Here is a 13,483-nt window from a genome sequence, read left to right on the forward strand (position 1 = left end):
CATGAAAGATACGATCTCGACCGAAGATAAACTACTGGGCAAAAAAGTCGATTACCCGAAACAGTATGCGCCCGAAGTGCTGGTTGCTGTTCCCCGCAAGGTGAACCGGGAACAATACGGCATCAGCGAACCACCAACTGAATTTATCGGACTGGATACCTGGCATGCATACGAGGTGGGATTTCTGACAGAAAACGGCTTGCCTGTTACCGGTCTTCTCAAGTTGGTTTATCCGTTCGATAGTCCATTTCTGGTGGAAAGCAAGTCGCTGAAATTGTATTTGAATTCCTTCAACATGTCATCTTACGGAAACCATCGAAAATCAGGCATTGAACAGGTGATTGGGATTATTAAAAATGACCTGGAGGCATTGCTGAAATGCAAAGTCAAGCTGGCATTTTTCGACAAAGAGCCGGAAGTTGCAGCTCATGATTTTCAGGATTTCATGGTAATGGAAGAGACGTTAGATTTGGAAAGAATTCAGTTTAACGATTTCTCGGAAAACCCGGAATTACTGAAACCGGCAAAGTCAGATGAAAAGGAACTCAGACTGGCAACACATCTTTTGCGCAGCAACTGCAAAGTTACGCATCAACCCGACTGGGGAAGCGCTTTTGTCCACATCGAAGGAGAAAAAGTGCCGGACGCTATTGGTTTACTGGAGTACATTGTATCATTCCGGAATGAGAATCATTTTCACGAAGAGATTTGTGAGATGCTATACAAACGGCTATGGGATAAGTTTCAACCTGAAAAACTGATGGTTACCTGTATTTACACTCGCCGTGGAGGAATCGACATTTGCCCGGCGAGAGCCAGTCATCCGGAGCTTTTACCTGCAAATTTGACTTCCCCTGAGAAACTTTCGTCTAAATTACTGAGGCAATAATCTCAATATTTTGGGCTATTTCAGCGTAAGGGAAGACTATCTATTCTAAATCAATGTGTTGACATCTTGTACATAATCTCATATCTTTAATTGAAATAATTTCAGATATGGGGACAGACAAGATTGCTTTTTCCGCGCTTCGGTCCCTGATTCTAACCTCGAAAGAAAGCAGGCTACGAAGCAACAGCCGGCGCAACATGCTGAAAAAATTAGGCATTACGCTGGTTTCCTGGAACCCGGCCGTCGACCTGATTAACGACACTCTCCACCAGAGACCGGTCCTCCATCATTCTCTCCACAAGCTCACCATCGCTTACAACCATCACAGCTGGCTCATTGACAAATCGTTGTTAGGGGGCCATCCGCGTTATCGCGTTCAACAGAACGAAAAGGAAATCAGGATTCGCTTAAAGGGAAGCCGCTTCCCGGGACTCCAACTATCGCCCGATTTTACTGCTACCCTTAAACCTGACACCTGGGGCTGGCAGCTTCATATCCGATTCGATAAGCTGGGAATTGACCAACAACTTTCGCTCGACGAGTGGTTGAATGGGAAAACCGTTCGCGGCAGCATTCCGATAGATGAAGTTATCAAACTGGATCACTCCGATTCGATTTCCATTCGCTCGCTGGCAAATGTCGAAATCAGCTACGACTGGCAACTTCATGTTCGCCTGCGTTCCAAAATGAAACTGACTTTCTCCGGAGAATCACTCCGGTTTTCGGGATTTGAACTCTCCCCCAATCTTCAGGATACGAAACTAAAAAGCCCGGTTTCATTTTTGAATTTCACCCTTCCGGGAAAAGGAATCCACAAACCTGTTCCTATGAATTCTGACAGGATATCGAATTCTTCAGAAAAAACAAGTCAGCAAATAAACGCGCTCCTGTTTGACAGAGAAAAATCGTATTATCAAAATACATTGCTGGCCTACTGTGGTAAAGAAAATAGCCCGGCTTATTACTATCACCCTTTCGGAGATGAAGCCTCCCTCCCGTTGAACGAATCCATTCTCTCGGTGCACTACGGAGAGAGAAAATCGATCGAACTTCAGGGAAAGGTTGGGCACTCACCGTCGTGGATTAATATTCCGGGTGCAGCCTTGTGCCTGCACGACGAACCGGAAGTCGACGATAATTTCCAGCTGACAATCGGCGATAATGGAAATGAATTGATCGCCTGTGCCGTTCCTTTGGCAGGAACCCGCATCGGCATTGAGGGTGCTATGAGCCTGCCGGTACAATCGCTTCCGCAGCAAATTATTCTTTCCGGCGAGGCAAATTCGAGTCCGAATATTCAAATCAATCCGCAGGTCAGATATACGCGACTTCAACTTGATGTCCCCATTCGTCTCTCAATGTTGCGGGCTGAAGATTTGGTCGAACTTTCATTTGAGTTTTATAACTGCCGGTATACTAACAAGCAACAACAATCATTTGTCGAATTGCGCGATGCAAATAAGCCCGGATACATGGTGGTTTATTTTCCGCCGCAACACATTCTCGAGGAAGCCTTTTTCCGCACCAGCGAATTAAAAACGAACGAACAGGGTGCCAACGCAACAGGCAGTAATCAACCAATAGCTCTTCCGGCTAAGTTTGAAACAGCAGGGAAAAGCCGGCTTGTTTTTGAGCTTTCCAAAGAATTCGAAGGCATGCCGCTAATAGTCAACCAACTGCTCAGTTGGGAACGCTTTAAGCTACGCATCAATCCCAGGGCCTGGCTTTTTACCGGACTAAATACTACCCGGATGATTATTCCGGCCAATATCCGTCGTTTCAGGCAACCAGCGCAGATTTCCATTCCTAAAAATATGAAGCCTCTCAATATTTCCATTATTAGAAATACAGAGAAAGCCACGGAATCGGAAATTCTCATTGCGGCGCATTCGCGAAAGCAAGAGGTCTCTGAGCAACGCTATGAGGAGCAGAATGCCGGCAAGTTTCTTCCGGCACAGGTTCCCACGCTGACGCAGCTCAGGCAAATGAACTTTGCCAACATGCGACCTGTCAACTTCTTCGCTCCCCCCACCGGCATGGAAACATCGCTCGAAATCCCCGGAAGGTTGTTCATTTCACCTAATCAACTGGCTGGCTTCCGTCATATTCTCCAGGTAATCAACTCGTATGACGACAGCTACCGACCAAAAACTTCGATACAATTAAAACCGATGATGGCCATGCGGCGAATCGGTTCATTGGCTAACTCTGAAGCGACACAGGAAGTTCCTTACCAGAATCAGATTTTCGAGTTGTGGCATACCCGAATGGGAGTTCAACTGAAAAGCGGTGAAGTTTCCGAGGAAGTTTTCAAAAATCTGAGCACGATACGGGCGATCTGGTCCAGAGATGTTTATAACGGCAAAAATCTTCAATATCCCGGGAACCATGTAGAAACTCCGTTCAGAGCCTCACTCAATGCCAAAGACCGAAACGATTTGGTGCATCAAACTTCGCACTATGGAGCAGATTTCACGCCGAGAGCGGTTGCCGTAAACCGGCTGATGCTTTCTGCATTGGGAGGCTGGCTCGATGCTCACGGTAATTTTGATTATAAGGATATTCAGGATGCCGGCTTCTCCCTCATCGACTGGAAACACTTGGCCACATTGGGTCGCGACCAATTTGTCAGGGTCGTTCGACGCGGCTACCTTTTCCCGTTCGGGCATGAAGCAGCACTCATTAAGATTACGCAGCGTGAATTCGATGAACCCACCCGTTCGGCGGCCGATATTCAGCGGATGTTCGTCGTGGTGAGAGAACCGGAGTTCTTCTATGACCCGTATACTGCGAACAATCAATTCAACGCCTTTCCATTCCAGTCCATTCGTCTGGTCAGTTTGGTTACACCTGCCATCGATTTGCCCACATCTCTGGTCAATTCACCGGCGCAGAACTTCCTGATTAATGTGGGCAGCAGTCCTTTCCGGTTTAAAATGGAAGCTGTTGACAAAGAAGGCACGACCATTCATTTCCGCTGCCCCATGGTGTTCATCGAGGATTATGCGGACTTTCTGGGACAACATATCAACGATGTCATAAAAATTTATAATCAAACAGATGAAAACAATAATAGTCAGGACGATATATACCAAAAGGTAAGAACCGCGAAGTTAAACGGGCAGCAAATTGCTTATGCTGACAGTATTTTACCGGATGATACAAGCCTTGAGACCGTTACTCTTCGATTTAAAGCCAAACCTTACTCATATCCGGGTACCCGCATGAATTTTTACCCGGAAATCGATTATGCGGAAGTTCTGGTTAAAGCCGCCGAAGAATTTACCGGCCAAAAACAACCTGTCAAAATTGAGTTGTATGACGACCGCAACGAAGGAACCGTTTGGTCGAAAATGTGGAAAGACGAAAAACTTCCCATCGATTTCAACGGTGGTGCCGATAAAACCGGAGGTTTTCTCTCCCCCAACATTTCAGTAAGTGGATTATCCAAGATTTTCGGTCCTGTTTCCGGAGACGTTAATTACATCGCCGAACTGAGCTTTGAGCCAGATAAATTTTTTCCGGTAACACCGGACATTCCCGGATTCAACCTTCCGAAAATTTTTGGGGCTTTGCCACTGGGAAAACTCCTCAATCAGGTCAACCTGGGAGCAAGTGCGTTTAATCAGCTAAAAAATCAACTTTCCTCCTACCGGGAACAGATTGATGAAGTCAGAAAACAAATCCTACTGAAACAGGCCGAACTGGAGAAAGCCATTGCAGAAAATAAAAACGGAGATATTTCAAAACTCAAAGATGAAATAGCCACAAAAACCAATGAACTACAGAGTCTGGCCAACCAGGTACGAGACTTCATGAACGGTCAGATGCCACGTATTCCAAATTTAAAAACCTACCGGGTAGGGAATTCATTTGTGGCCGAATACCGGTGGCAGCCCGAATTTAATAAAACGACTAAGGTTTTCGACGGTTTTATCGCGCTCAATGCTAATGATCCAAACAATACGCTAACCATCAACAACCGGATGGTTAAGTCGATCGATGCACAAACACCACCACAGGTCGAAGTGATGGCCAGCATGCAAAATTTCAATGTGTCGATTGGTGGTATGATAGCCGTTGATTTCCGGAAACTGACATTCAAAGCAGGAACACAAACCAAGAAAGATGTCAAAGTTCAGTTGGGTGCAGTTCCGTTGCGTTTCCTCGGACCGCTTTCGTTTGTTAACGGCTTGCAACAAATTATTCCGGCCGAAGGCTTCGGCGAGGGTGTCACCATCAAACTGGAAGGTGCTGGCATTCGTGCGGGATACGATTTGAAGATTCCGCCCATCGAAGTCGGAATTTTCTCATTGGCCAATGTGTCGCTGGGGGCTTCGCTTTATCTTCCTTTTACAGGCGATCCATTGACACTTGGATTTAATTTCTGCTCCCGGCAAAATCCCTTCCTGTTAAGGGTTAGTCTTTTTGGCGGCGGAGGCTTCTTCGCTTTGCAAACCTCGATTGCCGGATTGACCAAACTGGAAGCGGCCTTCGAGTTTTCCGCAGGCCTATCGCTCAATGTGGGCGTTGCCAGTGGCGGCGTACAGGTGGCCGGCGGCTTCTACTACAGCATCGAGTACGAAAACGACCAATCAATCTCGAAACTCTCCGGTTACCTACGTATCAATGGTAACTTATCGATATTGGGCATTATCACCCTGAGCATGGAGTTTTACTTGTCGCTGAATGCGATTATCGTCAACAAAATGATTAACGGCGAGACGGTGAAGAAAGTCGAAAAGATGATCGGTGAGGCCAGCGTCAAGGTAAAAATAGAGGTACTCTTCTTCAGCAAAAGCGTTACCGTAAAAGTAAGACGCGAACTTCGGGCCGCTGATGCCGACCCACTATTCTCTGATACGATTCCGGAGCCGGCATGGCTCGACTACTGCAAAGCATTTGCCTAACCCCTAATCCGAGCAAATCATGAAACAATCCATTCTTTTCACAGCGCTTCCTAACGGACGTACCAGCCAAAATGGTCAGGATTACCTGCGCTTATCTTTGGCCATTGCCATTCAACTGGCGGGTTCGGGCAAATTAAAACTCAAGGATTTTCCTGATATACTGAAATGGCACGACGAGCTGAATGCAATGCAGTTTTCACTGAATATGGACGGTAAAGAAAGTGTCATTCAGCCGGTTCAGGATAAACTCGATCCATCTCTTTGGGGCGATCTTTTCCACGGAGATATCAAGGTGGAAAGCTATAAAAAAGAAGACTACACGCTTTCGCGGATACACAGCTACCAGGTGGCGTCGATGAAAACCTTTCTACTGAAAACGTACACGCAATTCGGAACAAAATCGCCGGAGAAAGTTGTTCGCGGAAAAGTTTTGCTGGAGAATACCGAGGTGAAGAACATTGGACGTTTCAGGCCTTTGCAGGAAACCCAAATCCGGCAGTTCCAGCGACAACCCATCACCAACATCCGGCCAATGGTTACCCGCGAACTGGTCAAAAATAACATGCTGGAAGAAGACCACAGTAAACTCCTTTCCGCCAGGAATTATAAAGAATTGAAATTACAGGCAAAGGTACCGGCATATAATTTTGTTCAGTTGCGCGATTTTCATAAGTACAAAATGAGAATGCTGAAAGCGCCTTTGCTAAAGATTGAAAAGCCGGAATTTGAGTTTCACGATATCCTGGCCGCTTTGGGAAGCTATCCGCAATTGCAACGGAAATTCGGGCTGGTACTCGATTTTCTCGTCCCGATTCCTGAAAATGTTGCCCCGGAAAGTACACTCAAGATCTATCCGTCGGTGACCGACTGGGAAGTAGAAACCGAAATTTCGACTCCCCGAACGGCTTATCGACTGACCAGTGACGGATTCTACGCCCGCGAAAAGAACGATACGTTCCTGCACAACGGCTTTGTCAAAATCAACACTCCGGAATTCTCAGCTAACCAGATTGACACCGACGGAACAGCCGTCCAGCTATCTGAAATGGTCGACAACCAAATTGAAAAGAATTCCATCAGGCAGATTCAGGTTACGGAACAAAGTCAGCAAATTGAGCGCATGACCATCACCAATCTGGCACTGAATCTTGCACACGAAAAAGACGAGGAAGAAAATGACGAAGGGATGCCACCCATGCGCAATGCTGGAATTGGCATCATCAAAAACGACATCGATGTGTTTGTCGACCACCGGTTTCAGATCACGCAGAAGCTGCAAGCCGATTTTTCCGCTACGCGTTACCGGAAAAGAGAGCACAATATCATTGCGCCGGAAGAGATACTTTACGCTGAAGACGTAACGCTGGGATACCGGATGGACATCGCTTACAGCGAGCAACCGGATAAATGGTATTCGCTTCACCGGAAACAGGACAGGGTAAACTATTACGATGAAAACAACAATCCAACCGAAATTGGTGATATCGAGCCTGACGAAGGTTTTCTGCAGATGGCAGCCAGTCAGGACCCTGAAAACCCGGATGACTTTTTTGTCAGTGAAACCCTCTTTCGCTGGGAAGGCTGGAGTCTTTCTGTTCCACGTCCCGGGTTGGCCATTAACGAAGCAGACGACTCGTCGCCCGACAAAAGCCATGATTACGTTCACCGGACCATGGCTGACGAACAAAAAAAGTTTGCGTTCGACCCAACATTGGATTTCAAATTGAATGTTCAGTCAGAAATCATTCCGGGTACGCTTCCGCGACTGCGTTTTGGAAAATCATACAACATTAGGGTCCGCACCGTTGACCTTGCCGGCAATAGCTTAGCGCTGAAAAACGAGACTGATAGTCCGGATAAATGTATCATTTCCGGATTTGTTTACCAGCGTTACGAACCGGTTTCCAATCCGCTGCTTCTGCTGGCCAACGCTTTGCGGCAGGGAGAAACACCTGAATCGCTGGTAATCCGTAGTAATTTTGACCAGACCGCCGAGGCATACGAACAAGCCGAGGGTACTGGAAATGGAACAACTGCCCGTCATTTGCTTCCGCCGGAAAACAGCCAGCTGATGGCCGAAACTCACGGACGCTTCGACAAAGCATTTGACGGTAATCCGGACGCCGCACGTGAGATGTATCAGCTCATCGTGGGCCGGGAGAAATCGCCGGAAGTGATGGTCGACGGGAAAGACAAAATCTACTCCGAATCGGAAGCTTCGATCCAATATATCCCCGATCCGGCTGCAGCCGGTGTAGCCGTTTTCCTGGCTGATGGTTATGAAAAAACGCACGAAAAAACATTCGATCCACGCTATTTCAGTTTTTTCTCTTCCAGTGAACTCAATCCAACTAACAACACGGAAGGCGAAGGCGACTGGTTGAAATATCGCTCATTGCGCATTCAGCTGGCTGAAGGTGACTTCGGGGCAACCTGGAGTTCGGGCAACCGGATGTTGACCGTTCGTTTGCCGAAGGGCTACCGCCTGAAACTGAAATTCACCTCTTTCTGGCGCTCAACCGATTTGCAGTCGCTGTCGGGCGTTTGGAAGATGTTGAAAGAAGAATCACCCGGAGACCAAAAACTGAGACAACTAGCTTTCACCGGCAGGCACTGGATGCTCAGTCCCGGCCGTGAACTGGAACTGGTCCATGCCGTTCAACAACCGGTAGAAGAGCCGAAAATCGATGTAATACAACCAGCCAGAGATTTTGGTTCGACGGATGCCGATTTGAATACGAAGCTGAAAATTCATGCTCGCAGTACGGAAGAAATGTATGTCGAAGCACGGTGGAAAGACATGGACGACAATCCCTTATTGACGGAACCCAAAGAGGTAGATGCCAATTCACAACTCGACCAGTTTGTAGTTGGTTATCACGAATCCGAGAAGCAGTTTGGGTATATCAGTACCGCCAAAGAAAAGCCACAGATGAAACTGAGAATGGCTGGCCCCATGATAAAAAAAATAGAGCCCGACCAGAAGCCTGTCCAATTGTTCCGTATGAAACCTGATGTTACGTTCAAAACCATTACCTATCGTGGGTTTGTTTTGGCGATTCCCCCGTTGGTACACCGGTTCAACGATACCAAACACCGTTGGGTCGATTATCGCCCGGTAGGAACTTCACGCTATGCGGAAATGTTTGTCCGCGAAAGCGACGAAACACCTAAACAGGTAAAACGCGAAGGCCCCTGGTTTGAAAAGGTGAATATTCTTTCCACCGCCAGGCCGGCTATTCCGAAAGTAGAATATGTTCTGCCTCTGATGCATTGGGAAAAATCGGACGGCAACAAAGTGATGATTCACAAACGAAATGGTGGTGGGTTGCGTGTTTACATGGACCGTCCGTGGTTTTCATCCGGCGAAGGAGAAAAACTGGCCATCCTTTTAATGCCGCAAGGCAACAAAGATAAAACCGCTATGATGCGGGCGGCTCAGCGTTACAATCCCAACTTCACCATGTGGGGTATCGACCCGATTCATCCATCGACAAAACCCGATAAAACCGGGCCATTACCGGATGATTTTGGTTTCAACGCAGAAACCGTTCGAAATCTGGAGCACCCCGGAGTTAAAAATATCCGTACAGATGCGGCTATTTATCCGGTTCGGTTTGACAAGCAGCGGAAAAAATGGTACGCCGATATCAGCATTAGTACGCAGCGGATGTATTTCCCGTTCATCCGGTTGATCCTGGCTCGTTATCAGGAAAACTCACTGAAGGAAGGAAATCACGATGTTTGTCTTAGTGAACCTGTTACCGCTGATTTCATTCAGCTACTTCCCGACAGGCGCACCCATATTGAGTTCAACAACGACGCTAATAACTCTCGGTTTAGAATAACCATTTCCGGTTTGGTTTCCCATGTTTATCCCAACCATCCGGGTAGTTATTTCGAAATTACTTTTATCGACCCGGAACTGGCGCAACCCATTGATGCAATTTTAGATGATGACCGCACAGACAAAGCGCTTTCGCGATACAACTACACGATAGCGGTTTCAGAAAAAAACGTAAACAACGGATATTTTCGGTTGGTAAAAGACTTTAACTTGCCCGGAAAATACCGCTCCACTCCCTTCGAGATTATCATTCGGGAGTATGAGCGTTCCGGCGAGCAGTTAAAAACAACTCTTCGGCAACGAGGCGATGGACTTCCGCCCAACAACGAACCGCGTCTTGTTTATGCCGACGTCTTCAAAATCAATGTAAAAAAATAGACCGTTTTAGTGTTAATCCATATTCACTGTGGTCGCCTGTTTCCGCTTGTCTCGCTTGTAATTGTTGATACGATACGAGAGCGTTAAGCGGATGGGGTAATTGGGTTTCATCGACGTGGTTTGGTAAAAATTTGGCTCATCTATTTTTGTTACAATATCCGTTGTATGGAAAATATCGTAAGCCATCAACGTCAACGACAGTCTTTTTTTCAGGAACTGCTGGCGAAAAGATATGTAGGTGTAAAAAACATGCTCGTTACTACCCTGTGGTCTCTTCACGCCGGTTCCGTAGGTTGGCATGATCTGGAAAAAGGTATTATCACTGATTCTGAATGAATTCGACCAACGGATATTTACTCCTGCATCACCACGCGTGCCATAAATTGGAGCGAGTTCGCCCACCGTCTTCACCCTGAACTTATAAAAATTGAAGATGGGCATCATTGTCCAAAAGCTATTCATCTTAAAATTGAACGTGGCGTCCAATCCCAGCGCATCTTCATCTCCCACATTTTCGAATTTGTAATTGACGACTGTTCCTGCGTAAATGCTTTGCACTTTGAAAATATGGTTCTTATAATAATCGTAATACCCTTTCAACGTGATGCTGTTACTTTTGAAGGAATTGGAATAGGTTAACGACAACGAGTTGTTGTATTCGTTATCGAGGAATGGGTTTCCCGATTGAACGTAGTCAAAATCGTACCAACGGGGACTGGACTCCATCTGAATAGTCGTTAACCGATCAAGTCGTCGTGAAAAAGCAAGATTCATCGTTTGCTTATGAGGCAAATGATAATTCAGAAAGAATGATGGAAACAGATCCCACTTATCGACTTTTTTCTGCCAGTTATCGGTCACACTGTTCAGCAATCGCGACGTATGCTCGGCTCGCAGTCCCAGCTGCAGTTCCATTTTCTCCCAATTCTTCCGGTATTGGCTATAGAACGCGTGAATCTCCCGGCTCAAACTGCTTTTGGAGTCCCCAACCGAAAAAGCAGACAACTCTGTACCCGCCTGAGATAAATCTGCCGTATACTCTGATGATTCATTCTCTTTGCGGAACTGATACCCGGCTTCGAACTTACTTTTGTCGCCCAACGGCAAAGAATAATCCAGATTAATCCGACTATCATCATCGTTGCGCGAATCCTTCGTCTTCATCCAGTTGGTCAGTTTTCCGGCTTCGTCTTTCAACTCATTATGCATCCGGTTGTCAAACGAAGTATTGTTCCACTGCCCGGTGATTTCCAGTTTATGCCCTTTATTGTTAAACGCATGGGAATAGGATAACGAGGCTCCCCGGTAATCTCCGGGTCTCCGGTTTTCACCAACACTCATACGTTTTATATCATAGGAATCCGGACCGTTGGAAGAATAGGTCATATCGAAATCGGCATGATTCAATACATAATAAGTTCCGGCAGTTGCCGACAGTAACAGGTCATCTTTTTTCGATGGAGCAAATTCAATACCTCCTCTAACGCCTGTATTTTTTCGGTAAGAATAACGTCTGCCGTCCTGGTTACTCTGAAGCAAATAACCATTTTGGTAGTTCTTCACTACAGACGTCGCATCTCCTTCCATATTCCGCTTATTATGGTCGGCTCCCACGAAGAAGCTGAGTTTCCCGGCTTTATGATTGATGATAAAATCGGAAGCATAACCGCCTATCTGGTCATGGGCAAGCGTGACGTTACCATCCCAGCCTTCGCCGCGGCCTTTCTTCGTGATGATATTTAAGATGCCGGCTGTTCCATCCGAATCATATTTGGCGGATGGATTGGTAATTACCTCGACCTTTTGCACGTTGTCGCTGGGGATACTTTTTAATGCGTTATTGCCTTTCAGCGGAGATGGCTTTCCGTCAATCAGTACCAGAAAATTTTCGCTTCCCTTCAATGTCAGGTTACCGCCGGGCGTTACATTAACCGATGGAACACGCTGCAACAAGTCAACCACGGTTCCTCCGGCTCCTTCCATCCGGTTAGCAACGTTCACCACTGTTTTATCCAATTTGGTACTGACACCCCCGGTACGCTCAACAACATCGACCTCGCCAAGTTGCTTCACATCCGGCTCCAGAAATAAATCTCCCAGAATAAACGGATTTCGTTGTTGGGCAAGTTCTACATTCGTCATCACCCGCGGCGAATACCCCATAAAACGAATTTTCATGAAATATTTCCCGTAAGGAATATTCTTTAGCACAAACGAGCCGTTTCTTGCCGACGCTGTTCCGTTAATTAACACTGAATCAACTGAACGGAATAAGGCGATATTAGCATACTCAATCGGTTGTTTTGATTTCATATCGAGGATTCTTCCCCGAAGCTCTCCCGACTCATCATCTTTATCACTCTGTCCGAATAAGTATTGAAACGGGGTTAGTGCGAAGATAAAAAGTGCTAACAGAAACACTTGTTTCTTGCTTAAACGCCCCATAAATATTTTGGTCTTTGTTTTTAACTTCTGCGAATTTAACATTAAGTAACAATTTATCAATAATAAATTATTGCTTATTTACATGCCCTATAACCTAATCATCACACATCACCAATAAATACAGCATATTTAAAACATTTGCCCAGCCTAAATAATGATGAATATTTTTTAAAACTAGAAATAGCATTTATAACTTTCGTCTTAACATTTTATGGATAATATCGCACTTTTTAGCTCTCAGATATTTTTTAAAATAATAAGACATCATACAGCATTGTTAAATAACAACTTACCACCACCCGATCGGATAACCCAACATTATCCCGTGATTATCAATGAATATTTAAGTATTAAATAACGCCGGTCAACCGACAAATCACTACTTTTGCACACAAGAGACCAATGTGTGCATTTTTATTATGAAAGAAAAAACACGGTGCAATATATTGAATGTAGCCAGGAAACTTTTTGCCAACAAAGGCATCGGCAAAACCACGATGTTAGATGTGGCTCGTGCTTCCGGATTGGGGAGAAGAACGCTCTACATGTACTACAAAACCCGTGACGATCTGTACCGGGCCGTTGTTAAAAGTGAAATTGAAGCAATTATCAACCGATTGCAAAAAGTCGTCAAATCCAACTTATCGCCTGAAAAAAAGGTTCTGCATTTTGTAGCTGTGCGTATGCAGGCGTTAGAGGACCTGGTCAAAAGAAACCGCTCACTTCGTTCCGATTTTCTGAATAACCACCCCCGAATTGAGGAAATCAGAAAAGAGCTGGATGTCCGGGAAAAAGCTTACCTGGCTGAAATTATTCGGGAAGGTAACAACGCGGGCTCTTTTAGTATCGAGGAGCCCGATCTTACAGCAGATATTGCACATACTACCATCAAAGGTTTTGAACCCAAATTCATCAAAGACGATTTCGGCTCTAAATATCAAACCACGCTAAACCTTTGCACCAAAATTCTGTTTCAGGGAATTAAACCACAGACCAGATAGATATTTATTATAT

At 45.8% G+C, this 13,483-nt stretch carries 5 protein-coding genes; 4 read left to right on the forward strand and 1 reads right to left on the reverse strand.

Annotated features, from left to right (window positions below; genetic code table 11):
• Position 1: 1 nt before the first annotated feature.
• The 3 genes from AC060N_RS15745 (at position 2) to AC060N_RS15755 (ending at position 10,024) form a co-directional block, all read left to right on the forward strand.
• Positions 2 to 889: an NADPH-dependent 7-cyano-7-deazaguanine reductase QueF gene (locus tag AC060N_RS15745; RefSeq protein ID WP_479524651.1), complete on the forward strand. Its 888-nt coding sequence runs from the start codon at positions 2 to 4 to the stop codon at positions 887 to 889.
• Between the two features lie 107 nt (positions 890 to 996).
• Positions 997 to 5,799: an OmpH family outer membrane protein gene (locus tag AC060N_RS15750; protein ID WP_479524652.1), complete on the forward strand. Its 4,803-nt coding sequence runs from the start codon at positions 997 to 999 to the stop codon at positions 5,797 to 5,799.
• Positions 5,800 to 5,818: 19 nt separating this feature from the next.
• Positions 5,819 to 10,024 (forward strand): hypothetical protein, encoded by a 4,206-nt coding sequence (locus tag AC060N_RS15755; RefSeq protein WP_479524653.1) that lies wholly within the window; start codon positions 5,819 to 5,821, stop codon positions 10,022 to 10,024.
• Positions 10,025 to 10,036: 12 nt separating this feature from the next.
• Here AC060N_RS15755 and AC060N_RS15760 read toward each other — a convergent pair whose 3' ends face one another.
• Entirely contained in the window at positions 10,037 to 12,469 is a 2,433-nt protein-coding gene (locus AC060N_RS15760) for a TonB-dependent receptor (protein ID WP_479524654.1), read from the reverse strand.
• 419 nt (positions 12,470 to 12,888) lie between these two features.
• Here AC060N_RS15760 and AC060N_RS15765 point away from each other — a divergent pair, with 419 nt between their 5' ends.
• Positions 12,889 to 13,470, forward strand: coding sequence for a TetR/AcrR family transcriptional regulator (locus AC060N_RS15765; RefSeq protein ID WP_479524655.1), 582 nt, complete (start codon positions 12,889 to 12,891; stop codon positions 13,468 to 13,470).
• Positions 13,471 to 13,483 lie beyond the last annotated feature (13 nt).

This window comes from Prolixibacter sp. DSM 2831, from assembly GCF_056493735.1.